This is a genomic window from Streptomyces sp. JNUCC 63 (assembly GCF_054366325.1).
In genome coordinates, this window is record NZ_CM135963.1 from 4,118,994 (window position 1) to 4,135,266 (window position 16,273).

A 16,273-nucleotide genomic window follows, 5' to 3' on the forward strand; every position below is an offset into this window, starting at 1 on the left:
CCATGGCCGCGCAGCTGCCGAACCGGTTCCTGACCCCTGAGGACCTGGTGGAGATGTTCGGGCTGCCCAGCGTCGAGACGGTCTATCAGTGGCGCCGCAAGGACACCGGTCCCCGCGGCTTCCGCGTCGGCCGGCACCTCCGCTTCGATCCGAACGACGTGAGGGCCTGGGTCGACTCCCAGCTCGGGGAGGCTGCCTGATGGCCGGACACGTCCAGGACCGCTGGTTTCGGACCGAGACAGGGCCGGATGGCAAGACCCGCAAGGTCAAGACCGACCGCCACGGCGTCGGCCTGCGCTACCGCGCCCGGTACGTCGGCCCGGACGGCACCGAGAAGTCCAAGAGCTTCCCCGACGGCAAGAAGCGCCTTGCGGAAAAGTGGCTCAGTGCCGTCGAGACGGACATGACGCGGGGGCAGTACACCGACCCCAAGTCCATGCAGATCACGTTTCGGCAGTACGCCGAGAAGTGGTTGGACAGCAAAACACCCAGTGCGACGGCCAGGAAGGAACTCGGCCGGCGCCTGCGACTGCACGCCTACCCGGTGCTTGGCTCCCGGCCGGTTGGGACCTTCCGGCCTGAGCACATCAGGGAGTTCCTCGCCGCCCTGGAAGCGAAGCCTGGCGTGGGCCCCTCCTACGCCCGAAACATCTTCGCGGACGTTCAGCCGGTCCTCTCTGCCGCTGTCGATGACTCGTTGCTGTCGCGCAACCCGTGCAGCGCACGGAGCGTCCGGCGACCCAAGCCTGACGCGCATCCCGTGGTCCCGTGGGTGCCCGCCCAGGTGTTCGCCGTTCGATCGGCCCTGCTGGAGCGGTACCAAGCGATGGTCGATGTTGGCGCCGGATGCGGTCTGCGTCAGGGCGAGGTGTTCGGACTGGCTGAGGATGCCATCGACGCCGAGGGGCGCACGCTCCATGTCGTCCGACAGATCAAGCACGTGGAAGGGCACCCGGTCTTCGCTCTCCCCAAGGGCGGCAAGAAGCGGGACGTGCCGTTGCCTGACTCCGTGGCGGAAGCCCTCCGGGCGCACATGGATGCCTACAAGCCCGTAGAGATCACGCTGCCGTGGGACGTGCCGGAGGGGCCGAAGGTGTCCGCTCGGCTGATCTTCACGGCTGAGCAAGGGGGCATGGTGTGGCGGAGCAACTTCAACGGCAAGGAGTGGAAGCCCGCTCTCGCGGTCGCGGGCCTCATCCCGGAAGCGGACGATGACGGCAAGTACGAGTCCGCGCGCGAGCACGGCATGCACGCCCTCCGGCACTTCTACGCCTCCGCGTTGCTGGACGCGGGCGAGAACATCAAGGCCGTCAGCGAGTACATGGGGCATGCCGATCCGGCGCTGACGCTGCGGGTGTATGCCCACCTGATGCCCGACAGCCGCGAGCGTGCCCGGCGTGCCATCGACACTGTGTTTCAACGTGCCTCTGAGGAGGAACACGGCCCACAGACGGCCCAGTGAGCTTCGAACGGCCCCTGATCTGCCAATCGGCGCAGGTCGGGGGCCTTTTCCTTGTGCTGACCCTCAGAACTTCCTCAAGTGTGCTTTGACCGGTCCGGCGGCCGGGCATGTCCTGCTCACGCTACGAGCGTGGCGCCCACGGGGGGTCGGAAGGAGGGGACGCCATGGTTCTCGGCGTCTTTCTGGCAGTGATCGCGGTGATGTTCCTGGCCGGGACGGCCACCGCGCGCCGAAAGGCCCACCGCGGCCGGTACGCCAAGGCGCGCGGGGGCCGGCGCGCGCGGTCGCTCAGCGGGGGGAGCGCGGACGGCGGCACCGGCTGGTGGGTCGCGTCGGACGGCGGCTGCTCGTCCGGAGGCTCGGGTCACTCGGGAGGGCACCACTCCGGTGGCCACCACTCGTGTGGGGGTCACTCGTGCGGGGGGAACTCCTCGTGCGGCGGTGGGTCGTCGTGCGGGGGCGGATGCGGGGGAGGCAGCTGACACGGGGCAGCTGAGCTGCGCAGGGGGAACCGCATCCGGGCCGGCGCCCGCCGGGAGGCACTCTCCGGCGGGCGCCGCGGCGCCGACTGGCGCGCCTTGGCACATGCCATGGTTGAACAGTTGAGCTGTGAGGCCCTCTGAGGGATGGAAACCCCGTGAAATTGGGTAAAAACGCTGTGGTGGGACCGCTGTTCATGATTCCCTCTACGTCACCTGCGCAGCCCCTCGGACGTTCTGCACACCCCCCTCCCGAACTGGGCTGACCGGGCCGTTGTCCCCGTGCCGACGGGGCGCTTTGGCCCATGCCTCCCCTTTCTTTTTCTTTGCGTGCCAGTGGAGCCGATCCATGCTCACGACCCTGAACACCTCCTACACCGACACGCGCGCGGCCGACCTCGCCTGGGCCCTGGGGCGCGAGCCGCTGCCCGCACTGGCCACTTTGGATCTCGAACTGACCGGGGCGCATATCCAGTTGAGACTCCTCGGCGCGTCCCACCAGGTGCTCCTGGAGGAGGACCGGGGCAACTGCTCGGAGACCGTGGCGTGCATGCCGGGCTCCAGCACACCGCTGCCGCTCGGCGTCGCCAAGCGGGTGGACGACTGGGAGTACGAGTTCGCGGCCCGCGTCGAGGTGCTCTCGCCGGGCTCGTTCGCGGGCCGCGCCCAGGAGTTGCTGGCCCTCGTCTCCGACCATCCGCACGGCCTCGCGGGCGTCTTCCCGGGCAGTCCGAACGCGTTCACCGCGATGCTGGCGCAGCGGCACGAGGGCCAGGTGCACTGGCGTACCTGGCACGCCTACCCGCAGGACGGCCAGTTGGTGGCGACCCGGACGAGGGTGGGGGTGCGCCGGTCCGCGCCGACCGGAACCGGTTGAGCGCGGACAAACACGGGATGTGTCGGCAAGTGTCCTTTCCATACGTGTGGGTGACGAAGCGTCCCACGCCCGTGACGTAACGTCGCAGTCGTGATCGAATCGCACGCCCCGGCCCCACCCGGCTCGGCGCCGCCCTTCAGTGGCCCCGCGAGGCTGCCCGTCCGGCCGGGCACCGGCCGGTTCCTCGTCCTCGCGGGTGTCTTCGTCTGCGCGGCCTGCGGACTCGTGTACGAGCTCGAACTCGTGGCGCTGGCCTCGTACTTGATGGGCGACTCGGTCACCCAGGCGTCCGTCGTGCTGTCCGTCATGGTGTTCGCGATGGGGATCGGCTCGCTCGCCGCCAAGCGGCTGCGCCGGCACGCCGCCATCGGCTTCGGCGCGATCGAGGCGACGCTCGCCCTGGTCGGGGGCTGCAGCGCCATGGCGCTGTACGCGGTGTTCGCCTGGACCGGCGACTGGGGCGGCATGTGGGCGGACGGGCCGCGCTGCCTGCTGGTCGTCTTCTCCCTCGCCATAGGCCTGCTGATCGGCGCCGAGGTGCCGCTGCTGATGGAGCTGATCCAGCGCATCCGCCGCCAGGACGCGGGCGGGGCGGTCGCGGACCTGTTCGCCGCGGACTATGTGGGCGCGCTCGTCGGCGGGCTGGCCTTTCCGTTCCTGCTGCTGCCGCTGCTCGGGCAGTTGACCGGCGCGCTGCTGACCGGCGCGGTCAACGCCGTGGCCGGTGGCGGGCTCGTCCTCGGGCTGTTCCGGCGGGACCTGAGCCCGCGCGGCCGGTGGCTGCTGCTCGTCGCCAACCTCGCCGTGCTCGGGCTGCTCGCCTCGCTGGCCGCGCTGGTGGGCGACTTCGAGCGGGCCGCGCGGCAGGCGGTGTACGGCGGGGACGTCCGGGTGGCGCTGCGGACCGGCGAGCAGGAGGTGGTCCTCGTCGGAGGCACCCACGGGCGTCCGCCGAAGCTGTTCCTCGACGGGCGGCTGCGGGCCGGCGGCCGCGACGAGCGCCTCCACCACGAGGCGCTCGTCCACCCCGCGATGGCCGGGCCGCACGCGCGCGTGCTGATCCTCGGCGGCGGTGACGGGCTCGCCGCCCGCGAGGTGCTGCGGCACCCCGGCGTCGAGCGGGTGGACGTCGTCGAGTCCGCCCCGGCGGTCGTCCGGCTGGCGCGCGGCGATCCGGCACTCGCCCGGCTCAACGCACACGTCTACGACGACCCACGCGTGCGCGTGAGCACCGCCGACGCCTTCCACTGGCTGCGGGGGGCGACGCCGGCGGCGTACGACGTGGTGATCGAGGACCTGCCCGATCCGGGCCTCACCTCGAGTACGAAGCTGTACGCGCAGGAGTTCTACGGCCTGACCCGGCGGGCCCTGGCGCCCGGCGGCCGGCTGGTGGTGCACGCGGGCCCGGTCTCCTCCCGCCCGCGCGTGTTCTGGACGGTGGAGTCCACGATCCGCGCGGCCGGACTGCGCACGGCGCCGTACCGCGTGACCGGCCGCGGCCCCGGCGACTGGGGCTGCATCCTGGCCTCCCGTACCCCGCCGGCCCTCCACCTGGACCCGCACGCCCCCCACCCGAGCACCCTTACCACGGCGTCGCTCACGGCGGCTGCCGATGCCGCCGCCCGGACCCGCGTCCCCGACCTCCCGCCTTCGACCCTGGTGCACCCTCGCTACAGCGGCTGACGCCTGACCGCGCCCGGTCGCGTGGTGGCGGGGTGAGGGAGTTTGTGGATGAGAGGAGGGTATTCGGGGGCGGTACTGGGTACGCTCGGCTGACATGGAGCACGAGGTGTTCGTTCCGGTTCCGGCTCAGCGGGTGCGGGTGGCGCTCGCCGACCCCGCGCGGGTGGCCCGGGCGGTTCCCGGGCTCCAGCAGGACGCGGGCAGCGAGCCCGTCACCGGCCGGCTGAAGGTGCGGATCGGCAGCCACTCCATCACCTACCGCGGCACCCTGCGTGTCTCCGCCCGCGACGACGGTTCGTACGCCGTCGAGGGCGACGCGACCGAGTCCCGCGGCACCGGCTCGGTGAAACTCGCCCTCACCCTCCGCCTCCGCGACACCGACGACGGCTCCACGCTCACCTTCGACGGCACCGTCTCCGCCGACGGCCGCGTCACCGAGCTGCCCCCGGAGGCCGTGCACACGGCGGTGATCCGCCTGTTGAACCGTTTCGTGGAGAACCTGGCCGCCGAGCCCCCCGAGCCGCCGGCCCCCGAGTCCCTGGCAACCGAGGACTTCGCCCCTCTGGCCACCGGCGACTTCGAGGCCACCCCGGACGCCGACGACGCGCCTGCGCCTCCGCCTGCCGAACCCGGCGAGGCCCCCGAGACCCGCTCGGCCGAGCCCGCCTCCGCCTTCGACGCCGAGGTTCCGCCCTCCGCCCTCGACCCGCTGGCCGACGAGGAGGACGAGGACGACGAGCCCCCCGTCTCCGAGGACTTCACCGAGGCCGCCGAGCCGCCCGCCGAGGCGGCGCACGCGCGGCGGACGATGATCGGGCGCAGCGCCGAGGAGGTGGACCACGCCCCGCCCCGCGGCCGCTACGCCCCCGTCCCCGCCCCGCTCACCGTCTCCGCCGGCCCCACCCTCCGCTGGGCGGCCCCCGCGGCGGCACTGGTCGTGGCGTCGGCGATCGTCGTGGGCCGGGCCCTCAGACGCCGCCGCTGAACACCCGCGCGGCCGGCCGGTACCCGCCTCGCGCCCGCCGGGCCGCACCTGGTTTGCGCGGCCGGGGTGTATCCGCCTTGCGCGGCCGGGGCGTCCGCCTCGCGCGGCCGGGGCGTCCGCCTCGCGCGGTGGCACCGCGCGGCCGGCCGGTACCCGCCTCACGCCTGCCGGGCCGCACCTGGTTTGCGCGGCCGGGGCGTCCGCCTCGCGCGACTCACCCGCCCCGCGGAGGCATCACGCGACCGGACGGCACTCGCCTTGCGCCGTGGCGTCACGCGGTCGGGCGGCACCCGTCTTGTGCCGCTGGGGCGAGCATGTCTTGCGCGTCCGGGACGGCCGCCGTGTGCGGCTGCACCGTGTGGCCGGGCGGGTCTGCCTGTGCGGCCGGGCCGTACTCGTCCTGTGCCGCCGGGGCGTGTCCGCCGTGCACGGCCAAGGCCCCTGTCTCGTGCGGCGGCACCGTGCGGCCGGGCGGAGCCTGTCTCGTGCGGTCGCACTCGCCTTGTGCCGTGGCGTCACGCGGCCGGGTCGTACCCGCCTCGCGCGGCCCGGTCCGCCTCCGCACCGTCGCCCCCGGCGGAAGCCACCGCCGTGATCCGCACAGTAGCCTCGTTGCGTGAGTAACGAAGACATCACGCTGACCGCGGGTGACGCGGAGGCGACCGTGCGGCCGGGTAACGGAGGGCGCATCGCGGGACTCCGCGTCGGAGGGCTGGAGCTGCTCCGCCAGGGAGAGCGGTTCGGCTGTTTTCCGATGGTCCCCTGGTGCGGCCGTATCCGCGACGGCCGGTTCCGGGACGGTGCCACCGTCCACCAGATGCCGCTCAACTCCCCGCCGCACGCCATCCACGGCACCGTCCGCGACGGCGCCTGGCGCACGGCCCGCACCTCGGCGAACGAGACGGTGATGACGTACGACCTGGTCGACCCCTGGCCCTACCCCGGCCGCGTCACCCAGGCGGTCACCCTGACCGAGGACGCCCTGACACTGACGATGTCCGTGGAGACGTACGAGTCCTCCTTCCCGGCCCAGATCGGCTGGCACCCGTGGTTCAACCGCAACCTCGGGCGGGACGACGTACAGCTCGACTTCCAGCCCGCCTGGCAGGAGGAGCGCGGCGAGGACCACCTGCCCACCGGTCACCGCATCGACCCCAAGCCCGGCCCCTGGGACGACTGCTTCGGCATGCCCGGCGGCGTCGACGTCACGCTCACCTGGCCCGGGCAGCTGGAGCTGAAGGTGACCAGCCCCGTGGAGTGGGTCGTCGTCTACGACGAGCAGCAGGCCGCCGTGTGCGTGGAGCCGCAGACCGGTCCGCCGGGAGGCCTGAACACCCTCCCGCGCCTGGTCACACCGCTGGAACCGCTGGAGGCCACGACGACCTGGACCTGGCGCCGCGCTTAAGCTGGCTGGCATGAGCGACGTTCGCGGCGAGCTGCTGCAGCAGATCAAGGACAAGGCCGTGGTGCACGGCAGGGTGACGCTGTCGTCCGGTCTGGAGGCCGACTACTACGTCGACCTGCGCCGCATCACCCTGGACGGCGAGGCGGCCCCGCTGGTCGGCCAGGTGCTCCTGGACCTGACCGCCGACCTCGAGTTCGACGCGGTCGGCGGCCTGACCATGGGCGCCGACCCGGTCGCCGCGGCGATGCTGCACGCCGCCGCCGCGCGCGGGCGCAGGCTGGACGCCTTCGTGGTGCGCAAGGCCGCCAAGGCGCACGGCCTGCAGCGGCGCGTGGAGGGCCCGGAGATCAAGGGCCGCCGGGTGCTGGTCGTCGAGGACACCTCCACGACCGGCGGTTCCCCGCTCACCGCCGTGGAGGCCGTGCGCGAGGCGGGCGCCGAGGTCGTCGCCGTGGCGACGATCGTCGACCGGGCGACCGGCGCGGACGAGAAGATCCGTCAGGGCGCCGGGGTGCCGTACCTGTTCGCGTACTCGAAGGACGAGCTGGGCCTGGACTGAGCCGGTGGGCGGACCGGGAGACCCGGTTTTCCACAGGCTGGACAGGGTGACCGACACTTCCGGCAACGTCTGCGAAGATGGGGCCGACGATGACGTCACTCCCTAGGTCAGGGCCGTAAGCACGCAGACGCACCCCGCAGATACAAGGAGCGGACAGATGCCCATCGCAACCCCCGAGGTCTACAACGAGATGCTCGACCGGGCGAAGGCAGGCAAGTTCGCCTACCCGGCCATCAACGTGACGTCCTCCCAGACCCTGCACGCGGCTCTGCGCGGTTTCGCGGAGGCGGAGAGCGACGGCATCGTCCAGATCTCCACCGGCGGTGCGGAGTTCCTGGGCGGCCAGTACAGCAAGGACATGGTCACCGGCGCCGTGGCCCTGGCCGAGTACGCGCACATCGTCGCCGAGAAGTACCCGGTCAACATCGCGCTGCACACGGACCACTGCCCGAAGGACAAGCTCGACGGGTACGTACGCCCGCTGCTCGCGATCTCCGAGGAGCGCGTCAAGGACGGCAGGAACCCGCTGTTCCAGTCCCACATGTGGGACGGCTCCGCCGAGACCCTGGCCGACAACCTTCGGATCGCCCAGGAGCTGCTGGTCCGCACCGCCGCCGCGAAGATCATCCTCGAGGTGGAGATCACCCCGACGGGCGGTGAGGAGGACGGCGTCTCCCACGAGATCAACGACAAGCTGTACACCACGGTCGAGGACGCGATCCGCACCGCCGAGGCCCTGGGCCTCGGCGACAAGGGCCGCTACCTGCTGGCCGCGTCCTTCGGCAACGTGCACGGCGTGTACAAGCCGGGCAACGTCGTCCTCCGCCCGGACCTGCTGAAGGAGCTCAACGAGGGCGTCGCGGCGAAGTTCGGCCGCCCGGCCGACAGCAAGCCGTTCGACTTCGTCTTCCACGGCGGCTCCGGCTCCACGGAGGAGGAGATCCGCACCGCGCTGGAGAACGGCGTGGTGAAGATGAACATCGACACGGACACCCAGTACGCCTTCACACGCCCCGTGGCCGACCACATGTTCAAGAACTACGACGGCGTCCTCAAGGTCGACGGCGAGGTCGGTTCCAAGAAGACCTACGACCCGCGCACCTGGGGCAAGCTGGCCGAGGCGTCGATGGCCGAGCGCGTGGTGAAGGCCTGCGGTCACCTCCGCTCGTCGGGCACGAAGATCAAGTAACTTCGCGGTGCCTTCCGACGGGTCCGGTGCCGCGGCACCGGACCCGTCGCCGTCCGTCCTCCGTCCGCCCCCTGCCCGTCCGCCCGCCTGGCTCCGGACCGGCCGGCGCGGGATGATCCCACCATGGCTGTCACCGCACAGCACGCCCCGGCCGTCCGGATCTCCACCCCCACCGGCCGCTGGATCCTGCTCACCACCGTGCTCGGCTCCAGCATGGCCCTGCTGGACTCGACCGTCGTCAACGTCGCCCTGCCCCGCATCGGCCGCGACCTGGACGCGAGCCTCGCCGCCCTGCAGTGGACGGTCAACGCGTACCTGGTCACCCTGGCCGGACTGATCCTCCTCGGCGGCTCGCTCGGCGACCGCTACGGCCGTCGCAGGATCTTCGTGCTCGGGGTCGTATGGTTCGCCACCGCCTCCCTGCTGTGCGGCCTCGCCCCGAACGCGGCCGTCCTGGTCGCCGCCCGCGCCCTGCAGGGCATCGGCGGTGCCCTCCTCACCCCCGGCTCCCTCGCCCTCATCCAGGCCTCCTTCCACCCGGACGACCGGAGCAGAGCCGTGGGCCTGTGGTCCGGTTTCGGGGGCATCGGTGCGGCCGTCGGCCCGTTCCTCGGCGGATGGCTGGTGGCCGGGCCCGGCTGGCGCTGGGTCTTCCTGCTGAACATCCCCCTGGCCCTGATCTGCGCGCCCATCGCCGTACGCCACGTTCCCGAGTCGGCCGACCCCGCCGCCCACGGCCGCTTCGACGTCCTGGGCGCGACGCTCGGCGCGCTGTCCCTCGCCCTGGTGACGTACGCCCTGATCGAGGCCCGCAACGGCTCCCTGGCCGTCACCCTGACCGCGACCGCGGGCGTGCTGGCCGCCGTCGCCTTCGTGTACGTCGAGAAGCGCCGCCCCGATCCGATGATGCCGCTCGACATCTTCGCCTCCCGCCAGTTCACGGCGGTCAACGCGGTCACCCTGTGCGTGTACGCGGCCTTCGGCGGCTTTTTCTTCCTCACCGCGCTCCAGCTGCAGGTGGTGGTCGGCTACTCGCCGCTCGCCGCGGGCACCGCCCTGCTCCCGACCACCGTCCTCATGCTGCTCTTCTCGGCCCGTTCGGGCGCCCTCGCCGACCGCATCGGCCCGCGCCTGCCGCTCACGGTCGGACCGCTCCTCTGCGCGGCGGCGATGCTGCTGATGCTGCGGGTCGGCAGGGGCGCGGACTACGCGACCGACGTCCTGCCGGCCCTGCTCGTCATGGGCGCCGGCATGGTCACCCTGGTCGCCCCGCTGACCGCCACCGTCCTCGCCTCGGTGGACACCTCCCGCGCCGGCCTGGCCAGCGGCGTCAACAACGCCGCCGCCCGCGCGGCCGGCCTGATCGCGGTGGCCGCCCTGCCGCTGCTGTCCGGCATGGGCCCGGAGGCGTACCGCTCGGCGACCGCCTTCGACGCCGCGTTCCGGCAGGCGATGCCGATCTGCGCGGGCGTGCTGGTGCTGGGCGCGGTCCTCGCCTTCGCGACCGTCCGCCGCCCGGCCCCGGACTGCCGTCACCCCGAGTGCCGCACCCACGGCTGGGTGACGGCACCCCCACTGGAGGGCCGCCGGGCACGAGGCGGGGCCCTGCGTGCTCCCGGTACGGATGCAGCAGACTGAAGCCATGAGCATTCACGAGAACCTCCTGGGCGGCCCGCCCCCCACCCACCTCCCCGACGACCCCGAGCCACGCGAGCTGCTCGCGAAGGGGACCTCGCCCACCGAGGTCGCGGCGCGGTACCCGGCGTCGTCGCTGGCGTGGGCGCGGTTGGCCGACGACGCGTTCGAGCGGGGCGCGGCCGTGGAGTCGTACGCGTACGCCCGTACGGGTTACCACCGCGGTCTGGACGCGCTGCGCCGCAGCGGCTGGAAGGGGCATGGCCCGGTCCCCTGGGAGCACGAGCCGAACCGCGGCTTCCTGCGTGCGCTGCACGCCCTCGCGCGCGCCGCGCAGGCCATCGGCGAGCAGGAGGAGTACGAGCGCTGCGCGCAGTTCCTGAAGGACTCCTCCCAGACGGCGGCGCAGACGCTGGGCTGAGCGGCGTACGACGGACGCGGGGCCCGCCCCGAACGACCGGACGGGCCTTGCGGTCCGCGCCCGTGGTGCGCAGGATGCCGGTGGGGACCGGGGCCCCCGTGCCGGCATCGGCAGGGGCGGACCGCTACCCGGAGTACAACAGGAGACAGCGATGTCCCAACAGGCTCACCCGACCCCTCAGCACACCGAGGCCGCTGAGGCCAATGAGCCCGAGACCCCGCATCTCGACTTCGAAGGCACGACGCCGTACGAGGACTACGTCAGGGCGGACGTGCTCACCCACCTCCAGCAGCCCCTCTCGGACGATCCCGGAGAGATGGTCTTCCTGGTCACCACCCAGGTGATGGAGCTGTGGTTCACCGTCATCGTGCACGAGTGGGAGACCGCCGCCCGTGCCCTGCGCTCGGACGACGTACCGACGGCGATCGCCGCGCTGAAGCGGTCCGTACGGGAACTGGAGGCGCTGAACGCCTCCTGGAAGCCGCTCGGACAGCTCACGCCGGCCCAGTTCAACAGCTACCGCGGCGCCCTCGGCGAGGGTTCCGGCTTCCAGTCGGCGATGTACCGCCGCCTGGAGTTCCTGCTCGGCGACAAGTCCGCGTCCATGCTCGTCCCGCACCGCGGCGCCCCCCGCGCCCACGCGGAACTGGAGAAGGCGCTGCACGAGCCGAGCCTGTACGACGAGGTGCTGCGGCTGCTCGCCCGGCGCGGGTACGCCATCCCGGACACCGTCCTCTCCCGTGACGTGTCGCTGCGCTACGAGCCCTCGGAGGAGGTCGAGGCCGTCTGGTCGGCGCTCTACTCCGGTGACCCGGACGACGAACTCGCCCGCCTGGGAGAGGCGTTGACGGATGTCGCCGAGCTGGTCTGGCGCTGGCGCAACGACCACCTGGTCGCCACCCGCCGCGCGATGGGCGCCAAGCCCGGCACGGGCGGCTCCGCCGGGGTGGCCTGGCTGGAGAAGCGAGCCCGCAAGAACGTCTTCCCCGAGCTGTGGACGGCGAGGTCCCATGTCTGAACTGGCGGTCAGGGCAGAGAAGTCGGACGCGGCGGACGAACTGGCGGGGCTCCGCGACCGGTTCGTTCTCGACGAGGTCGTCTACCTGGACGGAAACTCGCTCGGCGCCCTCCCCGCGAACGTCCCGGACCGGATCGCCGACGTCGTACGCCGCCAGTGGGGCGAGCTGCGCATCCGCTCCTGGGAGGAGAGCGGCTGGTGGACCGCGCCCGAGCGGATCGGCGACCGGATCGCCCCGCTGGTCGGGGCGGCACACGGCCAGATCGTGGTGGGCGACTCGACGAGCGTCAACGTCTTCAAGGCGCTGGTGGCGGCCGTACGGATGGCCCGGGAGCCGGGCGACGGCGGGGGCGGCGACCGGGACGAGATCCTCGTCGACGCGACGACGTTCCCCACGGACGGCTACATCGCGCACTCCGCCGCCCGCATGACGGGCTGCACCCTGCGCCCGGTGACGCCGGCCGAGGTGCCCGGGGCCCTGTCCTCCCGCACCGCCGCGGTCCTGCTCAACCACGTCGACTACCGCACCGGCCGCCTGCACGACCTGCCCTCCCTCACCGCGGCCGTGCACGCGGCGGGCGCGTACGCCGTCTGGGACCTGTGCCACAGCGCGGGTGCCCTGCCGGTGGGGCTGGACGAGCACGGCGTCGGCCTGGCGGTCGGGTGCACCTACAAGTACCTGAACGGCGGCCCGGGTTCACCGGCGTTCCTGTACATCCGCCGCGACCTCCAGGACCGCTTCGACTCCCCGCTGCCCGGCTGGAACTCGCACGCCGAACCCTTCGGCATGCGGGACGCGTACGAGCCGGCGGCGGGCGCGCTGCGCGGCCGGGTCGGCACCCCCGACATCCTCTCCCTGCTCGCCCTGGAGGCGGCGCTGGAGGTCTGGGACGGGGTGCCGATCGAGGCCGTACGCGCCAAGTCCCTCGCGCTGACGGACTTCTTCCTGGAGTGCGTCGCCGCGTACGTCCCCGCCGGACGCGTGGAGTGTCTGACCCCGGCGGCCCACGGGGAGCGGGGCAGCCAGGTGGCCCTGCGCTGCCCGGACGCCGGGGACGTGATGAGACGGCTGATCGAGCGCGGCGTGGTCGGCGACTTCCGCCACCCCGACGTGCTGCGCTTCGGCTTCACCCCGCTGTACGTCGGCTTCGCGGACGTGGAGCGGGCGGCGCGGGTGCTGGCGGAGGAGCTGCTCGGCTGACCCGCCGTCGGCACGGCCGATTCCGACGGACGGTTCTGCCGCGCGGTCCACGCCGTGCGGCAGAACCGTCCGGCCTCACCGAGCGTGACATCCCCGCCTCCGCGCACGTCACCGGCCTGATACCGTCCCGGCCAACGGCCGAGCGATTTCCCTCCGGTCCGCCAAATCCGTTCCGTCGCTGAGAGGTTGAAGCATGCCGGACGCCGCCGCACCGCGCGATGCCGCAGAACCGGAGAACATCGCCGGCCGTGACGCGGCCGCGCGCGCCGCCGCGGAGGAGGAGTCGGCCTTCTCGCACGCGCCCGTCGACCCCGACGCCACGGCCGCCTACGGCGACCACCCCGACCAGGTCATCGACTTCTACGGCCCGCGCGGCACCCCCGACTCCCCTGCGCCCTCCTCCCCGGCCCCGCTCGTGGTGGTGCTGCACGGCGGCGCCTGGCGGTACCCGTACGACCGCCGCCACATCACCCCCTTCGCGGACTTCCTCGCCCGCCGCGGCTTCGCCGTGGCCAACGTCGAGTACCGGCGCGGCAGCGCCACCTCGGAGGCCGGCGGCGAGGCCCCGGTCGCGGGGCGCTGGCCGGACACGTTCGACGACGTGGCCGCCGCCCTGGACGCCCTGCCCGCGCTCGTACGGCAGGCGCTCCCGCAGGCCGACATACGACGCACGGTGATCACCGGTCACTCGGCGGGCGGCCACCTGGCCCTGTGGGCGGCGGCCCGGCACGTCCTCCCCGCGGACGCCCCCTGGCGCATGGACCATCCCGCTCCGCTGCGGGGCGTGGTCGCCCTCGCCCCGATCGCCGACTTCGCCGTCGCCGGGAAACTGGACGTGTGCGGCGGAGCGGCCCGCCAACTCCTGGGCGGCGACGAGGGATTCGTGGAGCGGCAGCCGTACGCCGACCCGGCCCTGCTGCTGCCGACCGGCATCGCGACGACGCTGGTCCAGGGCCGCGACGACCTGGTCGTACCGCAGGCGGTCGCGGAGTCCTACACGGAGGCGGCGGCGAAGGCGGGCGAGCTGGTGGGCCTGACCCTCCTGGAGGAGGTCGGCCACTTCCCCCTGATCGACCCGGCGGCGGACGCGTGCGCGGTGGTGGCGGAGGAGATCGCGCAGCTGGCGTGGTGAGCGTGGGGCGAGGCGGTTCCGAGCGCGCGGCGGGAGTTCCCGTAGTACCTGAGGGGGATCCCGAAGTACCCGTCTCACTGGGGACGACCGCGGTCCCCGTCTCCCCCTACCGTTTTCATCGTGACCGAGACGACCCAGACGCAGCGGACGACGCCGGACGGCGCGTTCAGCGCGTACAAGCCGCGCAGCCCTGAGTACAAGCTGGCCGCGAACGCCCTGCGCGGGCTGCGGCAGGATCTGTTCCAGGGCGCCTTCGCCTACCGTCCGATGCGCCGTATGAGCGTCGACGGCCCGCTGACCCGGCGGCTGTCCGGACGCATGCGGGAGTACGCGGCCTGGACCCCGCACGCCGTGGTGGTGGGGGCCGGTCTGCTGGCCATGTTCATCGCGTGGGCCAGCGCCTACGGCGGCCCGGTGGCCCCGGTGTCCGCCCTGCTGGCCCTCGCCCCGGTGCTGCTCACCCTGGCCCGCCCGGTCGGAGCCTTCTGGCTGTCGCTGATGGCGAACGCCGTCTCGTCGACGGTCGCCCACGTCTTCGGCAACTGGCCGTGGCAGCCCGGCAGTTTCCTCGCGCACCTGGTGGTGCTCACGGTGGTGGCCATACGCACCCGGCCACGTATGGCGGCGTGGATGTGGGCGGGCACGGCTTTCTACGCCTTCACCGTGGAGACCGTGTCCGGCTATCACTATCGCAACAACTCGGCTCCCATGCTGGTCTCCTCCGCGCTCCTCCTCCTCGTCGTCACCGTCTGGCACATACGTCGCGACGCCAAGCAGGAGGTGACCGCCCAGCAGACGGTGACCGAGCACGAGCGCTCCCGCCGCACCCTGCTGGAGGAGCGCACCACGATCGCCCGTGAGCTGCACGACGTCGTGGCCCATCACATGTCCGTCGTCGCCATCCAGGCCGAGGCCGCCCCCTACCGGGTGCAGAACCCGCCGCCGGAGCTGGAGCAGGCCTTCGCGACGATCCGGGAGAACGCGGTGGCGGCCCTCACCGAGCTGCGGCGCGTCCTCGGTGTCGTCCGCGCGGAGGACTACGAGGCCCCTCAGGCCCCGCAGCCCACCCTCGCCGACCTCGACAGGCTCCTGACGAACGTGCGGGAGGCCGGCCTGACGGTGGAGAGGACGACGATGGGCGCGGTGCGCGAACTCCCCCAGGGCGTGGAGCTGTCGGCGTACCGGATCGTCCAGGAGGCCCTGAGCAACGCCCTGCGGCACGCGCCCGGCGCGAGCGCCCGCGTCGAGATCGGGTACGTCCTCGGCGGGCTCGCCCTGCGCATAGTCAACGGCCCGCCGCCCAAGCCGTCGCTGATGAAGCCCTCGCCCGGATCCGGGCACGGCATCACCGGCATGCGGGAGCGGGTGTCGATGCTGGGCGGCGAGATGACGGCGGGCCCGGACGACGGCGGAGGGTACGAGGTGGCGGTGTTCCTGCCGGTCGCCACGGTGACCGAGCGCGCGGACGACGACGAGGCCGGGGCATGACGACAGGCACGATCCGCGTACTGATCGCGGACGACCAGATGATGGTGCGCGAGGGATTCTCGGTCCTGCTGAACGCGATGCCGGACATCGAGGTCGTCGGCGAGGCCGTCAACGGACGCGAGGCGGTGGAGCGGGTACGCGAACTGGCCCCGGACGTGGTGCTGATGGACATCCGCATGCCGGAGCTGAACGGCATCGAGGCGACCCGGGAGATCGTCGCCGCGGACGGTACGGCGAAGGTGCTGGTGCTGACCACGTTCGACCTGGACGAGTACGTGTACCAGGCGCTGCGGGCGGGGGCCTCCGGCTTCCTGCTCAAGGACGCCTCGGCGCGGCAGCTCGCCGACGGGGTGCGGGTGGTCGCGGCCGGCGATGCGCTGCTCGCGCCCTCGGTCACCCGGCGGCTGATCACGGAGTTCTCCAAGATGACCGAGCCCCCGCGGCCGGTGGCCACCGCGCAGGCGGCGTACGGGGAGCTGACCGAGCGGGAGACGGAGGTGCTGGTACTGATCGCGCAGGGGCTGTCGAACGCGGAGATCGCCGAGCGGCTGGTGGTCGCAGAGTCCACGATCAAGACCCATGTGAGCCGCATCCTGGTGAAGTTGGGCCTCAGGGATCGCACCCAGGCGGCGGTGTTCGCCTACGAGGCGAGACTGGTCACGCCGGGCTGAGCCCGCCGGCCGAGCCGCGTGAGGTCGGCGACACCCCTGGTCAGACCGGGGGCGGCCGGGCTAACGTC

The 16,273-nt window shown here is 72.6% G+C and carries 15 protein-coding genes; all 15 read left to right on the top strand.

Annotated features, from left to right (window positions below):
* Positions 1–2 precede the first annotated feature (2 nt).
* The 15 genes from ACX25U_RS18925 to ACX25U_RS18995 all read left to right on the top strand — a co-directional run bounded on the left by ACX25U_RS18925 (position 3) and on the right by ACX25U_RS18995 (position 16,205).
* On the top strand, positions 3–200 hold the full coding sequence (locus ACX25U_RS18925) for a helix-turn-helix transcriptional regulator (RefSeq protein ID WP_454393617.1): 198 nt from the start codon (positions 3–5) through the stop codon (positions 198–200).
* Positions 200–1,462, top strand: a complete 1,263-nt coding sequence (locus ACX25U_RS18930) for a tyrosine-type recombinase/integrase (RefSeq protein ID WP_454393619.1) — start codon at positions 200–202, stop codon at positions 1,460–1,462. The genes ACX25U_RS18925 and ACX25U_RS18930 overlap by 1 nt, the downstream gene beginning before the upstream one ends.
* Before the next feature lie 828 nt (positions 1,463–2,290).
* Positions 2,291–2,818 (top strand): DUF2617 family protein, encoded by a 528-nt coding sequence (locus ACX25U_RS18935; protein WP_454393621.1) that lies wholly within the window; start codon positions 2,291–2,293, stop codon positions 2,816–2,818.
* Positions 2,819–2,908: 90 nt separating this feature from the next.
* Positions 2,909–4,501, top strand: a complete 1,593-nt coding sequence (locus tag ACX25U_RS18940; RefSeq protein WP_454393623.1) for a polyamine aminopropyltransferase — start codon at positions 2,909–2,911, stop codon at positions 4,499–4,501.
* Between the two features lie 94 nt (positions 4,502–4,595).
* Positions 4,596–5,486: an SRPBCC domain-containing protein gene (locus ACX25U_RS18945; protein WP_454393625.1), complete on the top strand. Its 891-nt coding sequence runs from the start codon at positions 4,596–4,598 to the stop codon at positions 5,484–5,486.
* Positions 5,487–6,102: 616 nt separating this feature from the next.
* Complete coding sequence (locus ACX25U_RS18950; RefSeq protein WP_454393627.1) at positions 6,103–6,891, top strand: aldose epimerase family protein; 789 nt, start codon at positions 6,103–6,105, stop codon at positions 6,889–6,891.
* A 10-nt stretch (positions 6,892–6,901) separates the two neighbouring features.
* On the top strand, positions 6,902–7,450 hold the full coding sequence (gene pyrE / locus ACX25U_RS18955) for an orotate phosphoribosyltransferase (protein WP_454393629.1): 549 nt from the start codon (positions 6,902–6,904) through the stop codon (positions 7,448–7,450).
* 157 nt (positions 7,451–7,607) lie between these two features.
* Positions 7,608–8,639 (top strand): class II fructose-bisphosphate aldolase, encoded by a 1,032-nt coding sequence (gene fbaA / locus ACX25U_RS18960; protein ID WP_454393631.1) that lies wholly within the window; start codon positions 7,608–7,610, stop codon positions 8,637–8,639.
* Positions 8,640–8,762: 123 nt separating this feature from the next.
* Complete coding sequence (locus ACX25U_RS18965) at positions 8,763–10,277, top strand: MFS transporter (RefSeq protein WP_454393633.1); 1,515 nt, start codon at positions 8,763–8,765, stop codon at positions 10,275–10,277.
* A 4-nt stretch (positions 10,278–10,281) separates the two neighbouring features.
* Positions 10,282–10,695, top strand: a complete 414-nt coding sequence (locus tag ACX25U_RS18970) for a DUF3151 domain-containing protein (RefSeq protein WP_454393635.1) — start codon at positions 10,282–10,284, stop codon at positions 10,693–10,695.
* A gap of 151 nt (positions 10,696–10,846) precedes the next feature.
* Complete coding sequence (locus tag ACX25U_RS18975; RefSeq protein ID WP_454393637.1) at positions 10,847–11,713, top strand: tryptophan 2,3-dioxygenase family protein; 867 nt, start codon at positions 10,847–10,849, stop codon at positions 11,711–11,713.
* Positions 11,706–12,914 carry a kynureninase gene (kynU, locus tag ACX25U_RS18980; protein WP_454393639.1) on the top strand — a complete coding sequence of 403 codons (1,209 nt, stop codon included), beginning with the start codon at positions 11,706–11,708 and terminating at the stop codon, positions 12,912–12,914. The genes ACX25U_RS18975 and kynU overlap by 8 nt, the downstream gene beginning before the upstream one ends.
* Positions 12,915–13,107: 193 nt before the next feature.
* On the top strand, positions 13,108–14,046 hold the full coding sequence (locus ACX25U_RS18985; protein ID WP_454393641.1) for an alpha/beta hydrolase: 939 nt from the start codon (positions 13,108–13,110) through the stop codon (positions 14,044–14,046).
* Between the two features lie 120 nt (positions 14,047–14,166).
* On the top strand, positions 14,167–15,534 hold the full coding sequence (locus tag ACX25U_RS18990; RefSeq protein WP_454393643.1) for a sensor histidine kinase: 1,368 nt from the start codon (positions 14,167–14,169) through the stop codon (positions 15,532–15,534).
* Positions 15,531–16,205 (top strand): response regulator, encoded by a 675-nt coding sequence (locus ACX25U_RS18995; protein WP_454393645.1) that lies wholly within the window; start codon positions 15,531–15,533, stop codon positions 16,203–16,205. The genes ACX25U_RS18990 and ACX25U_RS18995 overlap by 4 nt, the downstream gene beginning before the upstream one ends.
* The last annotated feature ends 68 nt before the right edge of the window (positions 16,206–16,273 follow it).